Below are 23,106 nucleotides of genomic sequence, written 5' to 3' on the forward strand. Positions count from 1 at the left end.
GCAGGTCAGGGCGTGACGGCGGGGGCCGGAGTGTGCCCGCCCGGCTCCTCGCCGGCGATGCACCAGTCGGCGCCGTTGCGGGTGACGGTGAACAGCAGCGACCGGGTGGCCTTGCGGGAGCCGACGGTGATCGAGACCGAGGTGCTGACCTCCTGCCCCCGGGGGCCGGGCCGGATGTCGGTGATCTCGGCCTGCGGCACCTGGAAGTGGTCGGCGAAGTCGCCGTTCGGGCCGGTCGCGGCGGCGTCGAAACTCTCGTGCGCGGTCGCGCAGAACTGGCTGCGGCCGGCGGCCACGTCCTTGGCGGTCATCGCGTCGAGGTACGCCTGCACCCGCTCCCGGGCCCGCGCGCTCGCCTCCTCGGCGGGCGCCCGGCCGGGCTTGGTCGCCGGGTCGTCCTCCTTGATCAGACCGCAGCCGAGCAGGGTGATCGGCAGGGTCGCGAGCAGGGCGGCGGTCGCCGCCAGCCTCCGGTGCGTCACGCGCATCGCCACCTCCGTCGACGGGTCATCCAGACATACCGAGCCGCGAGTCTGTCACATCCACCCACCCACATGCCCGCTCGTCAGGCGCGGACGCTCTCTGGCAGCATTGCTTCCAGTCGAGGCGGTGCCGACGGCCGGTGGATCCGCGGCCGATCCGGCGCGACCGCGACGACAGTGGCGGGGGTGACGGGGATTCTCGGGACGGCGTCGATCGACACCGCTCTGCTGCCCGCGGCCGAGCGGTTCGACTTCTGGCAGGAACTGGTCGCCCGGGAGTCGGCGCCGGCGCGCGTGGACAGCCCGCACGCCCACGACTTCACCGCCTCCGCCCGGGTCGTCGACCTGGGCACGGTGAAGCTCTCCTCGTGGCGCTACCCCTCGCTCGACATGCGGCGCACCGCCCGCCACATCCGCCGCTCCGACCCGGAGATGTACCACCTCGCGCTGCCGCTGTCCGGGCACGGCGCGATGATCCAGGACCGCCGGGAGACGCGCCTCGGCCCGCACGGGTTCGCCTTCGTGCACACCGGTCGGCCGCACGGCTCGTGGCACCGCCCGGACGGGCCCACCGCCGGACCGCTCAGCACGGTCACCGCCCTGGTGCCACCGGCCGCGCTGCCCATACCGGCCCGGCGGGCCGACCGGCTGCTGGCCGCCGAGATCCCGGCGGGCGCCGGCATGGGGCTGCTGCTCGCCCAGTTCATCCGGCAGGTCGTCGGCCATCCCGAGCAGTACGCCCCGGCCGACGCCGTCCGCCTCGACACGGTCGCCCTGGACCTCGTCGCCGGCACCCTCGCCCAGCGGCTGGACATCGAGGAGACGCTGCCGACGGAGGTCCGGGCCACCGGCCTGCGCGCCGGGGTCGAGGCGTTCGTGGAGCGGCACCTGGGCGACCCGGAGTTGAGCCCGGCCACGGTGGCCACCGCGCACCACGTCTCGCTGCGCACGCTGCACCGGCTCTTCGAGGACGCCGACACCACCGTGGCGGCGCTGATCCGCAACCGGCGGCTGGCCCGCTGCCACCGGGACCTGGCCGACGAGCGGCTGCGCGGCCTGTCCGTGCGGACCGTCGCCGCGCGCTGGGGGTTCCGGGACAGCGCCCACTTCAGCCGGGTGTTCCGGGCCCGGTACGGGTTCTCCCCGCAGGAGCACCGCGACCGCTCGATGCCACGTCGGCCCCGCTGACACCACCGGGCGGGGAGGGACCGGTGCGTGGTCCCTCCCCGCCGTGTGGGTGGTGCGTCGGCCTACGGCCTAGCCGAGACCGCCCTTGATGGCGCCGATGAGCTCACCATTGGTGGTGTCACCGGAGAGCTCCCAGAAGAACGCGCCACCGAGGCCCTGGTTGTTCGCGTACGTCATCTTGCCGTTGATGGTCGACGGGGTGTCGTAGCTCCACCAGTTGCTGCCGCACTTGGCGTACGCCGTGCCGGCGACCGTGCCGGTGGCCGGGCAGGTGTTCTTGAGGACCTTGTAGTCCTCGATGCCCTGCTCGTAGGTGCCCGGGGCCGCGCCGGTGGCGGTGCCGCCCGGGGCGGCCTGGGTCACCCCGGTCCAGCCCCGGCCGTAGAAGCCGATGCCGAGCAGCAGCTTGTTGGCCGGGATGCCCTTGCTCTTGAGCTTCTGGATCGCCGCGTCGGACCAGAAGCCCTGCTGCGGGATGCCGGGGTACGAGGTCAGCGGCGAGTGCGGGGCGGTCGGCCCCTGGGCGGCCCACGCACCGAAGAAGTCGTACGTCATCGGCATGATCCAGTTGAGGTGCGGCGCGGCGCCGGCGTAGTCGGTGGCGTCGATCTTGCCGCCGTTGCTGCCGTCCGCCGTGATCGCCGCGGTGACCAGCGCCGACGAGCCGAACTTCGTACGCAGCGCGCCGACCACGTTCTTGAACGCGTTCGGGCCGCTGCTGTCGCAGGTGAGGCCGCAGGCGTTCGGGTACTCCCAGTCGACGTCGATGCCGTCGAAGACGTCCGCCCAGCGCGGGTCCTCGACCAGGTTGTAGCAGCTCTCGGCGAACGCGGCCGGGTTCTGCGCGGCCTGGGTGAAGCCGCCGGACCAGGTCCAGCCGCCGAAGGACCAGATCACCTTCAGGTGCGGGTACATCTTCTTGAGCTTGCGCAGCTGGTTGAAGCTGCCACGCAGCGGCTGGTCCCAGGTGTCGGCGACGCCGTCCACGCTGTCCGCGGCGGTGTACGCCTTCTCGTAGTCGGCGTAGCTGTCCCCGATGGTGCAGCGGCCGCCGGTGGTGTTGCCGAAGGCGTACAGGATGTGGGTCAGCTTCGCGGCCGAGCCGCTGGTGTGGATGTTCTTGACGTGGTAGTTACGGCCGTAGACGCCCCACTGGGCGAAGTAGCCGACGACCTTCTTGCCACCCGGGTCCGGCGGGTTGGTGGTGGGCGGGTTGGAGGTGGGCGGCGTGGTGGTCGGCGGGGTCGTCGTCGGCGGCGTGGTGGTCGGCGGGGCGGTGGTGGTGGGCGGCGCGCCGCCGCCGCACGGGGCGCCGTTGATCGTGCAGTTCAGCGGGGCCCGGTACGCTCCGCTGCCGTTGTAGCCCCAGCTGAAGGCCGCGCCCGGAGCGATCGGCCCGGCCCAGCTCTTCTTCACCGCGACGTAGTGGTCGCCGGTGCGGGTGACGTCCGCGTCCCAGGAGCTGCTGATGCTGGTGCCCGCGGGCAGGTCGAACTCGATACGCCAGGTGCTGACCGGGGCGTCCGAGCCGTTGGTGATCGTCACCCTGGCCTCGTGACCGGTCCCCCAGTCCTGCACCTTGGTGAACGTGGTGGTGACGGTGCCGGCACCGAACGCCGAGGCCATCGGCACCGTGGCGACGGTGACGGCGACCACGGCGCCGGCCCAGAGGGCCCGGCGGAGCGATCTCTTCATGTGGCGTCTCCCCAAACAGTTAGGAAACTTTCCAAAATGATTGCTGAGACGCTACTCACGACGTCATCACTTCGTCAAGATGTGCATGTTTCGATTTCCCCGGCTCGTCGGGGAGGTCGGCCGGCGTGCGGCGGGAAGCCTTCGTGGCGCGCGGTGGGGAGGCTTCTCTACGCCCGGCGGCGAGCGCGTAACCTCGGTGCATGACCGTCTTCGACACCCCGATCGACGCCCTCGGCGGCGGCCCGGCCGACCTCGCCCGCTACCGCGGCCGGGCCCTGCTGGTGGTCAACGTCGCCTCCCGCTGCGGCCTCACCCCGCAGTACGCCGGCCTCCAGGCGCTGTACGAGGAGTACGCCGACCGCGGCCTGGTGGTGCTCGGCGTGCCGTGCAACCAGTTCGCCGGGCAGGAGCCGGGCAGCGCCGCCGAGATCAGCGACTTCTGCCAGGTCAACTACGGGGTGACCTTCCCGCTGACGGAGAAGGTCGACGTCAACGGCCGCGGCCGGCACCCGCTCTACGCGGCGCTGGTGTCCACCCCGGACGCCGAGGGGCACACCGGCGACGTGCGGTGGAACTTCGAGAAGTTCCTGGTCGCGCCGGACGGCACGGTCGCCGCCCGGTTCGCCCCGACGGTGGCCCCGGACTCCGCCGAGTTGCGCGCCGCGATCGAGAAGGTACTGCCCAACCGGGACTGACCCGACCGTCCCGCGCCCGGGTCACCGCCCGACGTTCAGCCCCGTCGTCGGTCGCCGCGCAACCCCGCTGATCGATACCGTGTCGGCGGCATGGGGTGTCCGCAGGCGTGGGATGCCGCCACATCGCCGAAACGGTGTCGATCACGGCGGGAAGAGCATCGCGGGCCGAGGCGCCACGACACGCCCGGCCGATCCCGGAGGAACGACCGCGCCGGCCAACCCGCCCCGCCGGCCCGTCCAACCCGGCGGCGTCGCCACGCAGCCCGGCAGGCCGAGATGTTCGCCCGGTCCACGGCGGAACGACCGGTGGAAACGGGGCGCGGTCGCCGGCCGTGGAGGCAGGCACTGTGCGGGGGTGTGACCGCTTTCGATCACACCCCGCAGGCCAGCGGCGTCAGCCGGCGACGGAGCGGAAGACCGGGTAGTAGCCGCCGGACTGCCCGGCCGCCGTCGGGTGGTAGGAGATGCCGAGGTTGGCGAAGTTGAGGGCGTGCAGCCACTTCTCCCCGTAGCTGCACAGCTGGTGGCCGACGAACTGGGACCGGACGTCGGCGAAGGTGAACCCGGCCGCCTGGGCGGCGCTACGGGTGATGTCGTCGACCAGGTTGATGCCCTCGTTGATCTTCGCCCGCGAGGTGGCGCTGAGCCCGACGCAGACCGTGCCGAGCTGGTAGAAGACCGGGTAGCCGACGACCACCACCCGCGCCGAGGGCGCCCGGTTGCGGATTCCCGTGTAGACGGTGCGCAGCAGGGCGGGCAGTTCGGCACGGGCCTTGTCCTCGGCCGCCTGCACCGCCGCCACACACTCGGTGGTGCCGTAGAGCACGCAGGTGGTCATGATGTTGGCGAAGCCCACGTCGTTGCCGCCGACCGTGATGCTGACCAGCGAGGTGGTGGAGCTGAGCGCGGCGAGCTGGGTGTTGACCACGCTGCTGGTGGTGGCGCCCGAGCAGGCGACCGAGCGGTACGACGCCGGGCGCACGGCCGCCGCGTAGAGCGCCGGATAGGCGTTCGTGCTGCGCTGGCAGGAGCCGCTCTCGGCGGTGTAGCTGCCGGCGCCCACGCCGGAGGAGTACGAGTCGCCGAGGGCGACGTAGTGGTCGGCGGGGGCGGCCTGAGCCGGCCCGACCGCGATGGCGAGGGTGGCGGCCACGGTGGTGACCAGGCTGATGGCGAGGGTTGCCAGACGGGATTTCCGCACGTCGCGCTCCGGGGGTAGGAGGATCGGTGCGAGATAGATATCACTAAATATCGACGAAGGAAAGATCCTGCCGGTGCGGCGTCGGTCAGTGGCGATTTCCGCCGCCCCCGGCGCCCACGAGGACGGCGGACGCAGGGTGACCGGACGGAGTCCCGGCGTGTCGGCCGCGCCAGGATTGCGCCGCAGTCCCACAGACGGGACTCTCTACCGGACGTATCCTCACCGTCCACTCCGGAGGCGACATGCACCTGCTTCGGACCACGCCGCGCCGCCTGCTCGCCGGAGCCGGCGCGCTCCTGCTCGGCGCCGGGCTGGCGACCGCCGCCGCCGCGCCGGCCGCCGGTGCGGCGACCGTCGGGTACGTGCGGCTGGCGCACCTCTCCCCCGACACCCCCGCCGTGGACGTCTACCTGGCCGCGCCCGACCGGTCGGAGCCGCAGGTCTTCCCGGCCGTCGGCTACGGGGTGGTCTCCCGGTACCTCCCGCTGCCGGCCGGGCGGTACGCGGTGGCCATGCGCGAGGCGGGCGCACCGGCCGACGAACCGCCGGTGCTGACCACCGAGGTGGCGGTGAGCAGCGGCGCGGCGTACACGGTGGCCGGGGTGGGGCGGCACGCCGACCTGGGGCTGCGGGTGCTGCACGACGACCTCAGCGCACCGCCGCCCGGCCGGGCCAAGCTCCGCGTCGTGCAGGCCTCGGTACGCGCCCCGGTGCTCGACGTGGCGGCCGCCGACGGGCCACGGATCGCCGAGGGCGTGCCGTTCGCCACCACCACCGACTACCACGAGCTGGAGCCGGGCCGGTGGCGGCTGCGCCTCGGCGGCGCGGGTGGCCCGACCACCGAGGCAGCGGTCGAGCTGACCCGCGGCGCGGTCTACTCGCTGCTGGTGCTCGACGCGAAGCGGGGCGGGCTCACCACCGAGCTGCGCCAGGATGCCCGGGGCGGTTCGGTGGTGCCGGCCGGGGGTGTGGACACCGGCGCGGGGGGCACCGCGCGGCCGGAGCGGTCGGCGTACCCGCTGCTCGGGCTGGCCGGGGCCGGGCTCGCCGGGGCGGGGCTGGTGCTGCTGCGCCGGCGGCGTACCCCCTGGTGACCGGCGGACCCGGCCCGGCGGTCCGGCGGCGCCGGCGGGTACGCCCGGCGGCGCTGGTCGCGGCCGGCGCGGCCCTCTGCCTGGCGGCCGGTGTCGGGCCGGCCCTCGGCGGGTCCGCCCCGCCCCCGCCGGTCGCCGGCCGGGCCGCCCCACCCGGTCCGGCCGTGAGCCGGTCCGACCTACCGGCAACCCTGTCCTGGTCCGACCGGCCGGCAGCCCCGGGCGCGGCCACCCGGCCCGCGCCGGCACTCGGGGCCACCTGGCCCGCGCCGGCAGCGGGTCCGGGCTGCGCGACGGACTGCGCGGCGGCCGCCGGCCCACCCAGCCGGCTCCGGGTGGCGCGGATCGGCGTGGACTCCCCGCTCAGCGTGCTCGGGCTGGACGCGGCCGGCGCCCTGGCCGCGCCGTCCGATTTCGACCGCGCCGGCTGGTACGGCGGCGGCCCCGCCCCCGGCGACCCGGGCCCGGCGGTCATCGCCGGGCACCTGGACTCGCGGGACGGGCCGGCCGTCTTCGCCCGGCTCGGCGAGTTGCGCCCGGGTGACCGGGTGCAGGTGTGGCGCGGCGACCGGGTGGTGCCGTTCCGGGTCACCGGCACGCTGCGCGCCGGCAAGGACCGCTTCCCGACCAGCGCGGTGTACGGCCCGACGCCGGGCCCGGAGCTGCGCCTGGTCACCTGCGGCGGCGAGTTCGACCGCCGCCGCGGCCACTACCGGGACAACCTGGTGGTCTTCGCCGTCGCCGAGCCGGCCGGCGACCCGCTGCCCCGGTCAGCCGCCGGCTGACCGGCGGCCGGAGCGGGAGTCCGGCCAGACCGGGCGGCGGCCGGCGAAGCCGCACTCCACGCGGTGGTACCAGTTCAGGTCCGGGTCCCCCTCCAGCCAGCACCAGAGCACCGGCCGGCCGTCCCGCTCGCCCGGGAAGTCGAGCAGCACCGGGGCGATCCCCTTCACCTGGATGTCGTGCTGGTGCAGCTCGTCCAGCACCGCGTGCAGCCGCGCCTCCAGCCCCTTGACCTCGGCCCGCCCGCCGAGCGGGCTGGCGCCCTCCCGAGCCAGGTCGGCGCGGAGTTCGGCCAGGTCGGCCCGGAGCCGGATCAGCTCGTCGACGCGGGGGCGCAGGGTGGCCACCAGGTGCCGGGCCTGGGCGAGTGTGAACACCCGGCCAGTATGGGGCACTCCGGGCCGGACTGCGGCCGCACCCGCAGCTCACCCGCCGCTCTTGTAGCTAACCTTCCTTGACGGGCCATTGACGTGTAGTTAAGTTTCAACGAAACCACGACGGGAGGTCGACCGTGGAGCGTAGGAAGTTCCTGGCCGGTGCGGGTGCGGTGACCGCGGGAGCGGTCGCGGCGGCGGCCCCCGGCTCACCCGGCGCCGCAGTGCCCGGCATCCGCCGCGTGGAGACCGGCCTGGACGTGCTCGTCCGGTCCGGCTTCAGCGAACTCGCCGGCCAGCGGGTCGGCGTGATCTCGAATCCGACCGGTGTCGACGGGTCCTACCGGCACCTGGTCGACCTGATGCACGCCTCCGACGCGGTCCAGCTGGCCGCCGCGTTCGGCCCCGAGCACGGGTTCCGCGGCTCGGCGCAGGCCGGCGGCAGCGAGGGCACCGGCGTCGACGCCCGCACCGGGATCACCGTCTACGACGCGTACGGGGCGTCGCTGGCCAAGTGGGAGACGATGTTCACCCAGGCCGGCGTCGACACCGTGGTCTTCGACATCCAGGACGTGGGCGCCCGCTTCTACACCTACATCTGGACGATGTACACCTCTATGATGGCCGCCGCCCGGACCGGCAAGCGGTACGTCGTGCTGGACCGGCCCAACCCGGTCGGCGGCCGGGCCTACGGGCCGATGATGACCAGCGCCTACACCTCGGGGGTGGGGCTGAAGGAGATCGTCCAGCAGCACGGCATGACGGTGGGCGAGCTGGCCCGGTTCTTCAACGCCGAGTTCCTGCCGGCCGAGGCCGGCGACCAGGCGGACCTGCACGTCGTCCGCTGTCGACACTGGAAGCGCGACAAGCTCGCCGCCGACACCGACCTGCCCTGGGTGATGCCCAGCCCGAACATGCCCACTCCGGACACCGCGCTGGTCTACCCGGGCACCGGGCTGTTCGAGGGCGTCGCCTCGATCACCGAGGGGCGGGGCACCTGCCGGCCGTTCGAGCTGATCGGCGGGCTGGCCACCGACTTCGACTACCACTGGTCCGACCGGCTCAACGCCCGGGAGCTGCCGGGCGTCGAGTTCCGCGAGGCGTACTTCACGCCGACCTCCGCCGGGCAGAAGCCGGCGCTGCTCAACAAGCTCTGCGCCGGCGTCGAGGTGAAGGTCGTCGACCGGGCCGCCTACGACCCGATCCGCACCGCCGTGGCCATGCTGGTCGAGGCGCACAAGTACCCGGCGTTCGCCTGGCGGCGGGACTCCTGGGACACCGTGCGGCCGTACTGGATCGACAAGCTGACCGGCTCGCCCCGGCTGCGCACGATGATCGACGCGGGCGCCGACGTGGACGACGTGGTCGGCGCCTGGGCCGACGAGCTGGCCGACTTCAACCGGCGGCGCGCCCCGTACCTGCTCTACTGAGGACCGTCTGACGTGGCGGCGCCGGGCTGATCCGTCGATCAGCCCGGCGCCGTTTTTCCGTCGGCCCGGCCAGTTCACCGGAAACCGGCTCACGTCGGCGGGCGGCTCGCTACCCTCGGCCTCGGGACCCACACGGACATCCGGCCGCCACTCGATCGGCGCGATCGCCGGTGACCAGGCGATCGACGTCCCGCCGGAGCACCGGCGGCAGCCGTACGACTGGCGCGCGGGACACCCATGCCGATAGGAGCGCCATGCCCGGGAAGACCCGATCCCCCGCCCTCCATCTCATCGTCTGCCACGCCGAACCCGCCGCCGGGCTCGCCGAGTTCATCGCCGGCTGCCAGGAACTGGGTTGGCAGGTCCACGCGGTCGCCGCCACCGCCGACGCCGTCGACCTCGCCGCCCTCGCCGAGCTGACCGGGCATCCGGTGCGCACCGACGAGCAGGCCGAGACGCTGCACCCGCTGCCGCCGGCCGACGCGTACGCGGTCGCACCGGCCAGCTTCGACCTGGTCAACAAGTGGGCGTACGGGTTCAACGACAACCTCGCCCTGCGGCTGCTCAACGAGGCGACCTCGATCGGCCTGCCGGTCGTCGCCGTGCCCGCCCCCGATCCGGCGTTCGCCCGGCACCCCGCCTTCCTGGAGAGCCTGGAGCGGCTGCGGCACTGGGGCGTGGCGGTGACCCGGCCCGCCGAGCCGGGCGACGCCGACGACCCGGCGCCGTGGCACGTCGCCGTGCGGGTGGTCGCCGGGTGGACGCGGTTCGCCCGGGTGCCCGCCCAGCAGCCGGCCGAGCCGGTGCGCGGCGTCGAGGAGCTGGCCCTGCAGTCCGGTTGACTCAGTCGGCCTGGTCGGCCAGCTCGCGGGCCCGGTCCCGGGCCGCCTCCAGCGCGGCGAGCAGCGCCGCCCGTACGCCGTGCTTCTCCAGCTCGCGCACGGCCGAGATGGTGGTGCCGGCCGGCGAGGTGACCGCCTCGCGCAGCTTCACCGGGTGTTCGCCGGAGTCGCGCAGCATCACCGCGGAGCCGATGGCGGTCTGCACGATCAGCTCGTGGGCCACCTGCCGGGGCAGGCCGAGCAGGATGCCGGCGTCGATCATCGCCTCGACCAGCAGGTAGAAGTAGGCCGGCCCGGAGCCGGAGAGCGCGGTGACCGCGTCCTGCTGCGACTCGGGCACCCGGATGGTGGCGCCCAGCGGCTTGAACATCTCCTCGGCCAGGGCCAGGTGGGTCCCGGTGGCGTGCGCGCCGGCGGAGATGGCCGTCATCGCCTCGTCGACCAGGGCCGGGGTGTTGGTCATCACCCGCACCACCGGGGTGCCCTCGGGCAGCCGGCGGTTGAAGAAGCTGGTCGGCAGGCCGGCGCAGAGCGAGATCACCAGCTTGTCGGCGGGCACCTTGGGCCCGATCTCGTCGAGCAGCGTCGCCGCGTCCTGCGGCTTGACCGAGACGGCGAGCACCTCCGCCTCGTCGACAGCGGTGAGGTTGTCGACCACCCGTACCCCGTAGCGGGCGGTCAGCTCCTCGGCGCGGGCCGGGCGCCGGGCGGTGGCCAGCAGCCGGTCGACCGGCCAGCCCGAGCGCAGCAGCCCGGAGAGCATCAGCTCACCGATCTTGCCGGCGCCGATCACGGCGACCGTGTGCACCGCGTACCCCCTCCTGCCGTGGCCGGCGGCGCGGTGGGCCGGGTGGCCCGCCGCGCCGCCGCCGGTCGGCTCAGCTGCCGAAGAAGACCTCGGCCTCGGCGTACCGCTCCAGCGGCACGGTCTTCAGCTCGCGGGTGGCCTCGGCCAGCGGCACCCGGACGATGTCCGTGCTCTGCATGGCGACCATCTTGCCCCAGTCGCCCTCGTGCGCCGCGTCGATCGCCTGGAGGCCGAGCCGGGTGGCCAGCACCCGGTCGAAGGCGGTCGGGGTGCCACCGCGCTGGATGTGGCCCAGCACGACGGTGCGCGCCTCCTTGCCGGTCTTCGCCTCCAGCTGCTCGGCCAGCCACTGGCCGATGCCGCCGAGGCGGACGTGGCCGAACGCGTCCAGCTCCTGGTTCTGCAGGACCATCTGGCCCGCCAGCGGCTGGGCGCCCTCGGCGACCACCACGATCGGGGCGTACTGGTGCTGGAAGCGCTTCTCGACGTAGCCGGCGACCTGCTCGACGTCGAACTGCCGCTCGGGCAGCAGGATCACGTTGGCGCCACCGGCCAGGCCGGCGTGCAGGGCGATCCAGCCGGCGTGCCGGCCCATCACCTCGACCACCAGGGTGCGGTGGTGGCTCTCGGCGGTGGTGTGCAGCCGGTCGATCGCCTCCATGGCGATGTTGACGGCGGTGTCGAAGCCGAAGGTGTAGTCGGTGGCGCCCAGGTCGTTGTCGATCGTCTTCGGCACGCCGACCACGTTGACGCCCAGCTCGTGCAGCTTGGTGGCCACGCCGAGGGTGTCCTCGCCGCCGATGGCGATCAGCGCGTCGACGCCCTGGGCGGCGAGGTTGTCCTTGATCCGCTCGACGCCGTTCTCGATCTTGAAGGGGTTGGTCCGGGAGGAACCGAGGATGGTGCCGCCGCGCGGCAGGATGCCGCGGACCTCCGCGATGCCCAGGGGGCGGGACAGGCCCTCCAGCGGACCCTTCCAGCCGTCCCGGAAACCCACGAACTCGTGGCCGTAGCTGGCGACGCCCTTGCGGACCACCGCCCGGATGACCGCGTTCAGACCCGGGCAGTCGCCGCCGCCGGTGAGCACGCCGATACGCATGATCTGCTCATCCTCCTGGGAGCATCAGGTGAAGCCCGATATGCCCCAGGATATGTGTCGGATCAGACCATCGGCGCCGTTGCCGGCCCGGGGCGGGCCGTCAGTGCGCACTGTAGTCGCCGTGGCAGGGCGCCGACACCGCACCCCGGGGCCGATCCGGCTACCGGTCAGTAGCTGACCTCGCGGTTCTCCCCCGGCGCCGGCGTCCGTCCGGTCACCGCGGCCCGGGCCAGGCCGAGCAGGTTGACCACGGCGCCGCCCGGCGAGTCCCAGTACTCGGCCGAGCTGGCGTGCACCCGGATCAGGGTCAGCCCGGCGGTGTCCGGCCCGTCCGGGAACCAGGTCGTCAGCAGCGGGTGCCACAGCCGCTCGGCCCGGGCCCGGTCGTACGCCTCCTGGGCGGTGCCGGAGACCGACACCCAGGCGCCGTGCCGCTGGTCGGCGAAGGCGACGTTGACCTCCGGGTTGACCCGGAGCTGCCGGGCCTTGGCCGAGTCGGCGTACGTGAAGAACCACAGGTCGCCGTCGAAGTCCGCCTCCTGCAGCGCCATCGGTCGGCTCACCTGGCGGCCGTCGAGGGCGACGGTGGTCAGCATGCAGATCCGGGCCCGGCGGACCAGCTCGGTGACGCGGCGCCGCGCCTCGGCGGTGGTGGTCGGCTCACTCACGGCGTACCTCCTCGCATCGCATCGACGCGAATCCGGTGCCCGGGACAGATCCGACCAAACCTACTAACCGGTCATTGCCCGCCACCGGGCCAGGTTGTGCCGGGCGTCCACCAGCGCGTCGTGCCGGGCCGCCGCGGCGTCCGGCAGCGGCGGGCGGCCGCGCTCGTCCCAGAGCTGGCGCAGCTCCTTGGTGAATCGGGGGATCTCCCGGGGCAGCGCCGGCATGGCCCCCCACAGCTGCGCGAGCGCCACGTGGTCGTACGCGGCGTACCAGGCCCACAGCTCCAGCTGCTCGCCCGGGCGGTCCCGGATCGGCTCGATCAGGAAGTCGTAGAGGTCGTCGCGGATCCGCTCCCGGGACCGCCAGGCCCGGTCGGCCGGCGAGGGGAGCTTGTCCAGCACGTTGCGGCGCACCCAGGGCACGGCGCGGGAGTCGTCGAACTCGGTGGAGACCGCGTAGAACTCGCGGCCGTACTCATCGACGACGCCGATCGACACCAGGTCGACGATCCGGCCGTCCTCGATGAACTCGCAGTCGTAGAAGTAGCGGTGCACCATCCCGGTCATCCTCGCCCACCCCCGCCGCGGCCCGACCGGCGGGTCGCCCGTCCGGGAACGGATCCGCACCTCACCGGCCGGACCGGCGCGGCTCGGGACGGTCACGGAACCGCATCCAGGGGTGTACAGCAAGCGACATGGCCGTCATGATCTGATGTGTACCGCTACCGGACGCCGAACCCGGTGTCAGTTCACCTTGTCAGGGGCCCGTCAGGTTCACCCGGTGAGCGATGTTGTGGTCCATGACCGGGGAGGGGTCGGCCGTGGAGATGCGCCTGCCGGAGCCGGGTGACGCGCTCACGGGTGTGGAGATGTTCGCCGGGCTGGAGCCCGAGGTGCGCCAGCGGGTGATCGCCGCGGCGGTGCCGCGGACGTACCGCAAGGGTCAGTTGCTCTTCGTGGAGAACGACCCGGGCGAGTCCCTGATCGTGCTGCGCCGCGGCGCGGTCGCGGTGTTCCGCACCGCGCCGACCGGCGAGCGCGCGGTGCTGTCGGTGATCCGGCCGCCGGACGTGCTCGGCGAGGTCTCGCTGCTGGACGCCTCCACCCGCTCGGCCTCGGCCGAGGCCATCGAGGACTGCGCCGCGCTCGCGCTCTCCCGCGGGGCGTTCATGGAGCTGGTGCACTCGAACCCGCGCATCCTGGACGCGGTGATGCGCTCGCTCGGTGGGCTGATCCGCCGGCTGACCGAGCAGAACGCCGACCACGTCTTCCTGGACCTGCCCGGCCGGGTGGCCAAGACGCTGGTCCGGCTGGCCGGCGAGAGCCAGGCCCCGATGATCACCATCGAACTGAACCAGAGCCAGCTCGCCGAGATGGCCGGCGGCTCGCGGCAGAGCGTCAACCAGGCGATCGGCTCCTTCGCCAGCCGCGGCTGGCTGCGGACCGAGGGCCGGCGGATCGTGGTCACGGACGTGGCGGCACTGCGGCGTCGCGCCGGGATGAGCGAGCGCTGACCCGGCCGCCACGCCGTCGTCGGGTACGCCCGCACGGGCGGGCGGCGGTGGCCCGCCGCCCGCACCGGTGGCTCACTTGTCGGTGTCGTCCGCGGGGGGCGAACTCGGGCCCGGGCCGATCTTGCTGGGATCGGTCTCCTTGGGCTTGGTCGTCGTGGTCGTGGTCTCGGTCGAGCCAGCGCTCTGGCCCGCGGGCTGCTCTACCATGCCCTGCTCCTCCAGTTCGGCGAGGGTGACCGCGTCGACGTCGACGGTGTCGCCCGGACCCCACACGGTCCCACCCGGGTCGGTCCAGACGGCGGACAGTCGCACCTGCACGGCACTCTCCCTGCGGTGAATCTTTTCTGGTACGAGAGACTAGCCCCGACCGATCAGCGGTAAGGGCCGTCCGCACGTCGGGTACCCGACTGATCGGCCGGGCGCGATACTGGGCTCTCTCGCGTACGGAGCTGGACATCGACCTCACCTGTGGACACTGCTCCCGGGCAGCCGGGCCGGACGACCGCTTCTGCGGCGGGTGTGGACGGCCGCTGTCCAGGACCTGCGCTGGCTGCGGCCACGCCAACAGCACCGAGGCCAACTTCTGCACCAGCTGCGGCAACCCGCTGCGCGACCCTGTCGTGGCGGTGCAGGAGGACCGCCGCCAGGTCAGCGTGCTCTTCATCGACATCGTCGACTTCACGACGTACGCCGAACGGGCCGACCCGGAGCAGGCGCGCGGCCTGCAACAGGCGTACTTCGCCACCGTGCGGCGGCTGGTGCACCAGTACGGCGGGGTGGTCGAGAAGTACATCGGCGACGCGGTGATGGCCCTGTTCGGCGCGCCCGTGGCGACCGACAACGACGCGCTGCGCTGCGTCCGCGCCGGGCTGGAACTCCAGCGCAACCTGACCCGGCAGGCCACCGGGCCGCACCCGTTGCAGTTCCGGGTCGGCATCGCCACCGGCGAGGCGCTGGTCGACCTCTCCGCGACCCGCGACGGCGGGCAGGCGTTCGTCACCGGCGACGTGGTCAACACCGCCTCCCGGTTGCAGGGGCTGGCCCCGCCCGGCGGGGTCGTGGTCGACGAGAGCACCTGGGCGGCCACCCGGCACGAGATGGAGTACGCCGACCAGCCGCCGGTGACGCTGCGCGGGCGCTCCACGGTCAGCCGGATCTGGCTGGCGGAGCGGGCCCGGCCCCGGCGCGACCCGCACACCGCCGAGCTGACCCCGATGGTCAACCGGGACCACGAACGCGGCCTGCTGGTCAACGCGCTGCACCGCACCGTCACCGAGCGCACCTCGCAGCTGGTGACGGTGTTCGGCCCGGCCGGGGTGGGCAAGAGCCGGCTGCTGCGCGAGCTGGCCCGGCACGCCGCCAACCTGCCCGGCGCCCGGGTCACCTGGCTGGTCGGGCAGTGCCCGCCGTTCGGCGAGAACGTCACCTACGCCGCGCTGGCCGACATCGTGAAGAGCTGGGTGGGGCTGCCGGACAGCGACGACGCCGCGGCGCTGCGCGAGCGGCTGCGCCAGCGGCTGGGCCGGCTGGCCGACCCGCACGCGGTCCGGCTCGCCGAGGCGCTCGGCCCGCTGCTGGGCCTGCCCGGGGAACGGCTGACCCCGGTCGAGACCGAGGCCGCCTGGCGGCGCTTCCTGCTCACCCTGGCCGCGACCGAGCCGACGGTGCTGGTCTTCGAGGACATGCACTGGGCGGACGCGGCGATGCTGTCCTTCGTGGAGCAGCTCGGCGCGGCGGCCCGGGGGGTGCCGCTGCTGATCGTCGCGACCGCCCGCCCCGAGCTGCGCGAGCGGCACCCGGCCTGGACCGGCACGATCAGCGGCGCGATGTCGATCTCGGTGCCGCCGATGCACGACGGCGACATCGACACCCTCTACTCGCTGCTGCTCGGGCAGGCCACCCTGCCGGTGGAGGCCCGCGAACCACTGATCGAGTTCGCCGACGGCAACCCGCTCTACGCCCAGGAGTACGCCCGGATGCTGCTCGACGGCGGCCTGGTCGACCCGGCGGCGAACGCCGTCCGGCTCGACCCGGCCGGCGGGCCCGGGATGCCCCGCACGGTGCAGGCGGTCATCGCCAACCGGCTGGACCTGCTCGACCCGGCCGACCGGGCGGTGTTGCAGGCCGCCTCGGTGGTCGGCGTGCAGTTCTGGCCCGGGCCGGTGGCGGTGGCGCTGGGCCGCCCGACGGAGTGGGTGGAGCGGGCGCTGCACCGGTTGCAGCGCCGTGACCTGGTCTACGAGCTGCCCAGCTCGAGCATGCCCGGCCAGCCGGAGTACCGCTTCCGGCACATCCTGGTGCGGGACGTCTGCTACCAGCGGCTGCCCCGGGCCGAGCGGGTGCTGCGCCACCAGCACACCGCCGACTGGCTGGAACAGCTCACCGACGGCCGGCAGTACGACCTGGCCGAGGTGCTGGCCAACCACCGGTGGACCGCGCACGAGATCGCCCGCACGGTCGGCCTCGACCCGGCCCCGTACGCCGTGGCCACCCGCACCGCGCTGCACCGCGCGGCCCGCCGGGCGTACGAGCTGCACGCGCTGGACACCGCGGCCACCCTGGTCGACCGGGCGCTGGCCGTCGACTGCGGGCCGGACCCGGCGCTCGAACTGTTCCACGCCGAGCTGGCCTTCTACCGCGACAGCGACGCGTTCCTGGTCGACGGCGGCACGGACACCCTGCTCGGGCTGGCCGACCGGTTGATCGCGGCGGGCGACCGGCCGGCCGCCGCCAAGGCGTGGACGCTGCTGGCCACCGCCGCGTGGAGCCGGGCCGACCGGTCGGAGACGCTGCGCTGCCTGGACCGCGCGATCAGCCTGCACGACGGCCTGCCGGACACCCAGGAGAAGGCCGGCGCGCTGCTCGAGCTGGCCCGGGTGCACATGCTCAACGCGGAGACCGAGCCGGCCTGCGCGGCCGCCCAGGCGGCGGCCGAGCTGGCCGAGCGGCTGGGCCTGCACGAGGCGCTGGCGAACGCCCGCATCACCCTCGCGGTGGCCCGCTACCTGGCCGGCTTCGAGGAGGCGTACGCGGAGCTGGTCGAGGTCACCGAGCAGTGCCGGGTGGAGCGGCTGACCAGCCGCCGCCGGGCGGTGCACAACCTGTCCTGGATCCTGCAGGAGGAGGGCGACCTGGCCGGGTCGGTCCGGCTGATCGACGAGCAGCGCTCGCTGGACCTCGGCGGCGAGCACGGCCTGACCATCGGGTTCGCCGACCAGTGGGCCCGCTCGTACTACGCCGGCGAGTGGGTGGCGGCGCTGGAGATGGCGGACGGGGCGACCCAGGGTCCGACCGCCGAGTGGGACACCCACATCGTGGCGGTCTCCGGGTGGATCCGGGCGCTCGGCGCCGAGCCGGATCCGACCGGCTCCGACCTGCTGGAGAAGGCGCTGGCGGCGGCCCGGCGCAGCGGCTTCCACCGGGTGCTGCGGGTCACCCTGGCGCACGCCGCGCTCTGCCGGGCGGTGCAGGGCCGCCGGGACGAGGCGATGGCGCTGCTGACCGAGTTGGACGAGGACTGGCGGCAGACCCGGATGATCCCGTTCGCCGAGTGGGTGCCGGCGGTCGGCCACCTCGCCGCCCTGCTCGGCGCGGACGCCGCCCGGCTCGTCCGGGACCTGCTGCGCCGCTCGCCCCGGATGACCCCGTGGGCGCGGGCCGCCGGGCAGTCCGCCGACGCCACGCTGGCCTGGCGGGACGGCAACCCGCGCACCGCCGCCGACCTGCTCACCGCGGCGGCGCAGAGCTACGCGCGGATGACCGACCGGACCGACCACATCCTCGCCACCGCGCTCTCGGTCGGCCCGCTCTCCGAGGTGGACCCGGCCGCCGCGGCCGCCACGCTGGCCCGGGTACGCGACTTCGCCGACCGCAACGCCGCCCCCCGCCTCCTCCTCCTCCGCCTCCCCACCCCCACCTGACCCGCTCCCCCACCCACCGCGCCCCCTTCCGAGCCGCGCACCTTCGGTGAACGAGTGGCTGTGCCGCCGCGGATAGCCACTCGTTCAGTGCACGTGCGCGGGGATCCGGGCGCGGGAGAGGCAGAGGTGGGGTGGGTCAGGCGGGGACGGGCTGGCGGGGGGTGGGTGGGGCGGGCTGGTTCTTGACCTTCTGGGCGTAGATGTCGACGTACTCGCGGCCGGAGAGTTCCATCAGCTCGTACATGATCTCGTCGGTGACCGCGCGCTCGACGAACCGGTCACCGGCCAGTCCCCGGTAGCGGCTGAAGTCCAGCGGCGCGCCGAACCGGATCCGCACCCGCTTGAGCTTCGGGATGAGCTTGCCCGGCGGCTGGATCTCGTCAAGGTTGAGCATCACCACCGGGACCACCGGCGCACCGCTCTCCAGGGCGAGCCGGGCCACCCCGGTCTTGCCCCGGTAGAGCCGGCCGTCCGGCGAGCGGGTGCCCTCCGGGTAGATGCCGGCGATGCCACCGGCCCGCAGCACCTTGAGCTGGGTGTCCAGCGCGGCACGGGCGGCCCGGCCGCCGGAGCGGTCCACCGGGATGGTGCCGGTGCCGACGAAGAACATCCGGGTCAGCCAGCCCTTGATCCCCTTTCCGGTGAAGTACTCGGCCTTCGCGACGAAGGTGACCTTCCGCGGGGTGATCAACGGGGTGAAGATCGAGTCGGAGAAGGAGAGGTGGTTGCTGGCCAGGATGACCGGGCCGGTCTCCGGTACGTGGTGCAGGCCCTCCACCTGCGGCCGGAAGATCAGCCTCAGCAGCGGCCCGAGGAGGACGTACTTCAACAGCCAGTACAGCACCGGCGTCCTTTCCCATGGTGTGCGCCCGGGACAGCACCGGGGTGCTGCCGTCGCCGACGAGCCTACGGAGCCCCGCCACCGGCCACAACGGACGACCGACCGGCGTCGGCGCCCGACCGGCGCCGACCCGGCCGGCACCACACCGGACGGTGCGGTCACTCCGGCCGGGCGGGTGGGCCCGGGCGGCGCCGGCGCACCTGCCGGGCGACCTGCCGCAGCGTCGCCGGTTGCCCGTGCAGCGCCGCGTTGATCGCGCCGAAGGCCACCCCGGGCGCCCGCTGCGCGCGGTCCAGGTCGCCGGCCACCCGGGCGATGACGGCCAGCCGGCAGCGCAGGTCGAACAGTTCCCGCCGGGAGCCGAGCAGCGCGCTCTCCAGCCCCTTCACCCGCTCCCGCAACCACGCCAACTCGACCGCCTCGTCCACCCGTCACTCCCTCCACTCGATCGCCGCGGCGTCCGTCCGGCGGGTTCGGGTCTCCGCCGGACGGACGCCACCAGGACACTCTGCGCCACTCGAAGGGGTCTGCGCAACTAGGTATACCTAAAACGGCACTACCGAATCGTCCTACGGTCGCCGGGTGGGTGACGTACCGGGACCCCTGGTCGGTCCGCACGAGCTCCAGGAGATGCTCGGCGTGAGTCGCACCCGGATGCGTCAACTCGTTCGCTATCCCACCTTCCCCGCGCCCTTCCAACGGCTGCACGGAATGACCGTCTGGCTGCGGGCCGATGTCGAGGCGTGGATCGCCGAGCACCGCCCGCCGCGGGTTACCGACGGCGACGAGCCCGAGTGACCGACTCATACACCGTCGGCGATGGCCCGGACGGTCCGCCTCCTGAGCGGGCGATCACCTGACGCGCCCCTAGCAAGAACAGACATACAGCCCCGGTCGCGACCAGCGACCGGGGCCCCGACTTTGGAAGACGCGACACAACGCACTCCCGGAACCGGGTCCCGACGTGTCACGATTCAAGGCACGGCGTACGGGTGGCGCCGCAGGGGGCGGGAGCGGCCGCGCGATTCGGCGCGATGAGGAGGATTGTCCGGTGTCAGCGGGTGGAGCCCGCCGGGGGCGGCGGGACAACGGGCTGGACGCGAGCGAGTACGCGGTCGCCGGCGACGTGGATCCGCGCATCGGCGAGCACCTGCTCGACGTGCTCGCGGCCGGCGGGATCGCCGCGTACCTGCAACCCTCGGCCGACCTGAACCCGGTCACCCGCACCACCACTGTCCCGTCCCGCCCGGTCGACCGGCTCTACGTCGACCGCTCGCACCTGCGCACCGCCCGCGACTACCTCACCCAGCTCACCGACGAGACGCCCACCGAGCGGCCCCGCGACGACGAGCCCGACATCGAGGCCGAGTGGGCCCGGATCGTCGCCGGCTTCCACGCCACCCCGGCCGCCGGCGACACCCCGTGGCCCGCCGCCGAGGACGTCGACCCGGACGAGCCGACCGCGAGCGGCCCGGTCACCCGGGCCGGCGCCGACGAGCCGGCCGGGCCGACCGCCACCGACGTGCGCCGGCTGCCGTACGCGGCCGACATCTCCGGGATCTCGGTGGGGCCGGGCCGGCAGGACGAGCCGTCACTGCTGGACGGGCTGGACACCTTCGGCGCCGACCTGCCCGACGACGACGAGGACGAGCGCTACACCCCGCCGCCGCCCCCGCCGCTGCCGCGCATCTCCAAGTACGCGACCGCCGGCGTGCTGGCGATCGTCGTCGGCTTCACGCTCTTCCTCTTCCCCGACCTGCTCCCGGTGGACCGGGCGGTGGTCACCCTGTTCGGGTTCACCGGCATCCTGGCCGGCTTCGTCACGCTGATCTGGCGGCTGCGCCCCGGCGACTCCGACGACGACCCGGACGACGGCGCCGTCGTCTGACCTCCCGCCGCACCCCGCCGCCGCCCGGGCAACGACCGCAACCGCGGCAGGCGTGTCGTCGCGAGTCGCCGTGATCGACTCCGTTCCGCCGAGGTCGCGGGGTCCCGCTCGCGGTGACACCCCCCTTCCGGCGGCACGGAGTCGATCAAGCGCTTCCACACCCACGCCCCCGCCCGGATGGCGGGACGGGAGGCGGCCCACGCCTCGGGCGTAACAGTGGTGTAACTTACTGTCAGTAGGAATACCGCTGTCCGTCACTTCCCCCGCTGACTGCCCGGTTGTTCCTCGCTCGCGGCGGTCACACCCCTGGTGATCGGAATGCCCGAGATGCGACAGAGTTCCCTGGTTGTGGTGGCCAACCGTCTACCCATCGACGACAACACCGCCCCGGACGGAGCCTGCGAATGGCGCCGCAGCCCCGGCGGCCTGGTCAGCGCGCTGCACCCGCTGCTGCGGGCGGCCCCGGCCACCTGGGTCGGCTGGGCCGGCGGCACCGGGCCGGCCCCCGTCCTGCCGGACGTGGACGGCGTCCGCATGCACAGCGTGCCGCTCAGCCAGGCCGACCTGCACGACCACTACGAGGGCTTCGCCAACTCCACCCTCTGGCCGCTCTACCACGACGCGGTCGAGCAGCCCGTGCACCACCGCCGCTGGTGGGAGGCGTACCAGCGGGTCAACCAGCGGTTCGCCGAGGCCACCGCCGAGGTGGCCGAGCCGGGCGCGCTGGTCTGGGTGCAGGACTACCACCTGCAACTGGTGCCGGGCCTGCTCCGCGCGCTCCGGCCCGACCTGCGCATCGGCTTCTTCCTGCACGTGCCGTTCCCACCGCCGGAGCTGTTCATGCAGCTCCCCCGCCGGGCCGAGCTGCTGCGCGGCATGCTCGGCGCGGACCTGGTCGGCTTCCAGCGGGCGCAGGCCGCGCACAACTTCGCCCAGCTCGCGGTGAAGGTGCTCCAGCTACCGGCCACCGACCGGCGGATCGCGGTGGACGACCGGGTGGTCCGGATCGGCGCGTTCCCGGTCTCCATCGACACCGCCGAGATGGCGGCCCTGGCCACCCGACCCGACGTGGCCGCCCGCGCCGCACGGCTGCGCCACGACCTCGGCAACCCGGGCCAGGTGATCCTCAGCGTCGACCGGATGGACTACACCAAGGGCATCGAGCAGCGGCTCAAGGCGTACAGCGAGCTGCTCGCCGACGGGCACGTCAAGGTGCGCGACACGGTGCTGGTGCAGGTAGCGGTGCCCAGCCGGGAACGGGTCGGCCAGTACCAGGACCTGCGCGAGCGGGTGGAGCGCGAGGTCGGCCGGATCAACGGCGAGTTCGGCCGGGTCGGCGAGCCGGCCATCCACTACCTCACCCAGCCCTTCGACCGGGCCGAGCTGACCGCCCTCTACCGGGTCGCCGACGTGATGGCGGTGACCCCGCTGCGCGACGGCATGAACCTGGTCGCCAAGGAGTACGTCGCGGCCCGGGTGGACGACGCCGGGGCGCTGCTGCTGAGCGAGTTCGCCGGGGCCGCCGCCGAGCTGTCCCAGGCGTACCTGGTCAACCCGCACGACCTGGAGGGCCTCAAGCAGGGCCTGCTCACCGCGCTGCGGGCCGACCCGGCCGACGTCCGCGAGCGGATGCGCGCCATGCGGGAGCACCTGCACCGGCACGACATCCGCGCCTGGGCGCGCTCCTACCTCTCCGCGCTGGACGAGAGCGACTCGCTGCTCACCCGGCTGGGCGCCAACGCCTGACCCGCCCGCGGGCCGCCGGGAACCGCGTCAGGGCCGGTGCTCGGGCGCGGGGTCCTTCGCCAGCCAGTCCAGGATCGCGTCGATCGGCTCCCGCCAGCGGGCGTCCAGCATCAGATCGTGGCCCATGCCGGGGAAGAGCAGCGGCGCCGAGCCGTACCGGCGGGCGGCCCGGGTCAGCGCGGCCGCCGGGACGACCCGGTCGTCCGGGCTGCCCAGCACCAGCACCGGCGGCCGGCCCACCGCCGGCTCCGGGTCGGCGTGGGTGAGCAGCTGCCACTGGGCGCGCCGGCCGGCCCGGCCCAGCCGGGACACGTACCCCCGGGCGTCCGCGTCGGGCAGCTCCCGGCTGAACAGCTGCCGGCGGTTGAGCCGCAGCCGCCCGCCGAACACCGCCGGCAGCGTGCCGGCCGGGTTGCGGCGCAGCGCGGCGCCGAACGTCGCCCAGCCGCCGAGCACCGGCGCCACCAGCACCGCGGCCCGCCCCGGGTAGCGGGCGAGGGCGTGCGCCACCACCAGCGCCCCGGCGCCGTGCCCCACCAGCACCGCCTGGCGCGGCAGGCCCGCCGCCACCTGCACCACGTCGTGGGCGTACGCCCGCAGCGTCGCCTCCGGCGCCGGGTCGCTGCCGCCGTGCCCGCGCAGGCTCAGCGCGTACGCCGGGAAACCGCGACCGGCGGCGTGCCCCAGCCAGTGCTCGGCGAACGCCCACGCGCCGTGCCCGAAGCCCGGCACGAACAGCAGCGGCGGTCGTCCCTCCTCCAGCTCGGGCGTGGCGGCGAGCACCTCGCGCCGGACCGGGCGGACCGGGCGGGCCCACTCCCGCCCCCGCATCACCCGC

Annotated in this window: 23 protein-coding genes; 11 read left to right on the top strand and 12 right to left on the bottom strand. The window is 73.9% G+C overall.

Translation table 11 applies throughout. The features are described from left to right. Nucleotides 1-5 precede the first annotated feature (5 nt). Nucleotides 6-488 (bottom strand): hypothetical protein, encoded by a 483-nt coding sequence (locus SM577_RS01325; RefSeq protein WP_302921549.1) that lies wholly within the window; start codon nucleotides 486-488, stop codon nucleotides 6-8. A 180-nt stretch (nucleotides 489-668) separates the two neighbouring features. Between SM577_RS01325 and SM577_RS01330 the strand changes: the two genes are divergently transcribed. Continuing rightward, nucleotides 669-1,670: an AraC-like ligand-binding domain-containing protein gene (locus tag SM577_RS01330; protein WP_474586094.1), complete on the top strand. Its 1,002-nt coding sequence runs from the start codon at nucleotides 669-671 to the stop codon at nucleotides 1,668-1,670. 69 nt (nucleotides 1,671-1,739) lie between these two features. Here SM577_RS01330 and SM577_RS01335 read toward each other — a convergent pair whose 3' ends face one another. Further along, entirely contained in the window at nucleotides 1,740-3,365 is a 1,626-nt protein-coding gene (locus tag SM577_RS01335; protein ID WP_474586095.1) for a glycosyl hydrolase family 18 protein, read from the bottom strand. A 200-nt stretch (nucleotides 3,366-3,565) separates the two neighbouring features. On the opposite strand from SM577_RS01335, the gene SM577_RS01340 reads away from it, so the two are divergent. After that, nucleotides 3,566-4,060 (top strand): glutathione peroxidase, encoded by a 495-nt coding sequence (locus SM577_RS01340; RefSeq protein ID WP_474586096.1) that lies wholly within the window; start codon nucleotides 3,566-3,568, stop codon nucleotides 4,058-4,060. 394 nt (nucleotides 4,061-4,454) lie between these two features. Here SM577_RS01340 and SM577_RS01345 read toward each other — a convergent pair whose 3' ends face one another. Beyond that, nucleotides 4,455-5,261, bottom strand: coding sequence for an SGNH/GDSL hydrolase family protein (locus SM577_RS01345; protein ID WP_302921543.1), 807 nt, complete (start codon nucleotides 5,259-5,261; stop codon nucleotides 4,455-4,457). 242 nt (nucleotides 5,262-5,503) lie between these two features. Between SM577_RS01345 and SM577_RS01350 the strand changes: the two genes are divergently transcribed. After that, complete coding sequence (locus SM577_RS01350) at nucleotides 5,504-6,355, top strand: DUF4397 domain-containing protein (protein WP_474586097.1); 852 nt, start codon at nucleotides 5,504-5,506, stop codon at nucleotides 6,353-6,355. Between the two features lie 350 nt (nucleotides 6,356-6,705). Further along, complete coding sequence (locus SM577_RS01355) at nucleotides 6,706-7,140, top strand: sortase domain-containing protein (RefSeq protein ID WP_474586098.1); 435 nt, start codon at nucleotides 6,706-6,708, stop codon at nucleotides 7,138-7,140. Here SM577_RS01355 and SM577_RS01360 read toward each other — a convergent pair. After that, on the bottom strand, nucleotides 7,126-7,515 hold the full coding sequence (locus SM577_RS01360) for a DUF2203 domain-containing protein (protein WP_302921541.1): 390 nt from the start codon (nucleotides 7,513-7,515) through the stop codon (nucleotides 7,126-7,128). The genes SM577_RS01355 and SM577_RS01360 overlap by 15 nt on opposite strands. A 134-nt stretch (nucleotides 7,516-7,649) precedes the next feature. Between SM577_RS01360 and SM577_RS01365 the strand changes: the two genes are divergently transcribed. Beyond that, the gene (locus SM577_RS01365) at nucleotides 7,650-8,942 is read left to right on the top strand and encodes an exo-beta-N-acetylmuramidase NamZ family protein (protein ID WP_474586099.1); all 1,293 of its coding nucleotides are present in this window, start codon (nucleotides 7,650-7,652) and stop codon (nucleotides 8,940-8,942) included. A gap of 254 nt (nucleotides 8,943-9,196) precedes the next feature. Then, a complete protein-coding gene (locus SM577_RS01370) occupies nucleotides 9,197-9,784 on the top strand; it encodes a flavoprotein (protein WP_474586100.1) in 588 nt (195 codons plus the stop codon). Nucleotide 9,785: 1 nt separating this feature from the next. On the opposite strand, the gene proC is transcribed toward SM577_RS01370, so the two are convergent. The 4 genes from proC to SM577_RS01390 form a co-directional block, all read right to left on the bottom strand. Continuing rightward, nucleotides 9,786-10,592, bottom strand: coding sequence for a pyrroline-5-carboxylate reductase (gene proC / locus SM577_RS01375; protein WP_302921538.1), 807 nt, complete (start codon nucleotides 10,590-10,592; stop codon nucleotides 9,786-9,788). Nucleotides 10,593-10,662: 70 nt separating this feature from the next. Next, complete coding sequence (locus SM577_RS01380; RefSeq protein WP_167178626.1) at nucleotides 10,663-11,691, bottom strand: 6-phosphofructokinase; 1,029 nt, start codon at nucleotides 11,689-11,691, stop codon at nucleotides 10,663-10,665. A gap of 167 nt (nucleotides 11,692-11,858) precedes the next feature. Beyond that, nucleotides 11,859-12,359, bottom strand: a complete 501-nt coding sequence (locus tag SM577_RS01385) for a pyridoxamine 5'-phosphate oxidase family protein (protein ID WP_474586101.1) — start codon at nucleotides 12,357-12,359, stop codon at nucleotides 11,859-11,861. A gap of 63 nt (nucleotides 12,360-12,422) precedes the next feature. Further along, nucleotides 12,423-12,917 (bottom strand): polyadenylate-specific 3'-exoribonuclease AS, encoded by a 495-nt coding sequence (locus SM577_RS01390; RefSeq protein ID WP_302921783.1) that lies wholly within the window; start codon nucleotides 12,915-12,917, stop codon nucleotides 12,423-12,425. Between the two features lie 263 nt (nucleotides 12,918-13,180). On the opposite strand from SM577_RS01390, the gene SM577_RS01395 reads away from it, so the two are divergent. Beyond that, nucleotides 13,181-13,873 carry a Crp/Fnr family transcriptional regulator gene (locus SM577_RS01395; RefSeq protein ID WP_088997507.1) on the top strand — a complete coding sequence of 231 codons (693 nt, stop codon included), beginning with the start codon at nucleotides 13,181-13,183 and terminating at the stop codon, nucleotides 13,871-13,873. A gap of 72 nt (nucleotides 13,874-13,945) precedes the next feature. Here the strand turns inward: SM577_RS01395 and SM577_RS01400 are convergent, their stop codons facing one another. Continuing rightward, complete coding sequence (locus tag SM577_RS01400) at nucleotides 13,946-14,191, bottom strand: hypothetical protein (RefSeq protein ID WP_302921536.1); 246 nt, start codon at nucleotides 14,189-14,191, stop codon at nucleotides 13,946-13,948. Between the two features lie 137 nt (nucleotides 14,192-14,328). Here SM577_RS01400 and SM577_RS01405 point away from each other — a divergent pair, with 137 nt between their 5' ends. Further along, a complete protein-coding gene (locus SM577_RS01405; protein WP_474586217.1) occupies nucleotides 14,329-17,793 on the top strand; it encodes an ATP-binding protein in 3,465 nt (1,154 codons plus the stop codon). A gap of 136 nt (nucleotides 17,794-17,929) precedes the next feature. Here the strand turns inward: SM577_RS01405 and SM577_RS01410 are convergent, their stop codons facing one another. Next, nucleotides 17,930-18,637: a lysophospholipid acyltransferase family protein gene (locus SM577_RS01410; protein ID WP_474581235.1), complete on the bottom strand. Its 708-nt coding sequence runs from the start codon at nucleotides 18,635-18,637 to the stop codon at nucleotides 17,930-17,932. A gap of 155 nt (nucleotides 18,638-18,792) precedes the next feature. Further along, nucleotides 18,793-19,062, bottom strand: coding sequence for a hypothetical protein (locus SM577_RS01415; RefSeq protein WP_474581234.1), 270 nt, complete (start codon nucleotides 19,060-19,062; stop codon nucleotides 18,793-18,795). 154 nt (nucleotides 19,063-19,216) lie between these two features. Between SM577_RS01415 and SM577_RS01420 the strand changes: the two genes are divergently transcribed. The 3 genes from SM577_RS01420 to SM577_RS01430 all read left to right on the top strand — a co-directional run bounded on the left by SM577_RS01420 (nucleotide 19,217) and on the right by SM577_RS01430 (nucleotide 22,268). Then, nucleotides 19,217-19,432, top strand: a complete 216-nt coding sequence (locus SM577_RS01420; protein ID WP_088992707.1) for a helix-turn-helix transcriptional regulator — start codon at nucleotides 19,217-19,219, stop codon at nucleotides 19,430-19,432. 253 nt (nucleotides 19,433-19,685) lie between these two features. Then, entirely contained in the window at nucleotides 19,686-20,522 is an 837-nt protein-coding gene (locus tag SM577_RS01425; RefSeq protein WP_302921533.1) for a DUF308 domain-containing protein, read from the top strand. Nucleotides 20,523-20,849: 327 nt separating this feature from the next. Continuing rightward, entirely contained in the window at nucleotides 20,850-22,268 is a 1,419-nt protein-coding gene (locus SM577_RS01430; protein ID WP_302921532.1) for an alpha,alpha-trehalose-phosphate synthase (UDP-forming), read from the top strand. Nucleotides 22,269-22,295: 27 nt separating this feature from the next. Here SM577_RS01430 and SM577_RS01435 read toward each other — a convergent pair whose 3' ends face one another. Next, nucleotides 22,296-23,099 (bottom strand): alpha/beta hydrolase, encoded by an 804-nt coding sequence (locus tag SM577_RS01435; protein ID WP_474586218.1) that lies wholly within the window; start codon nucleotides 23,097-23,099, stop codon nucleotides 22,296-22,298. Between the last annotated feature and the right edge of the window lie 7 nt (nucleotides 23,100-23,106).

The sequence above is a fragment of the Micromonospora desertarenae genome (assembly GCF_056150265.1).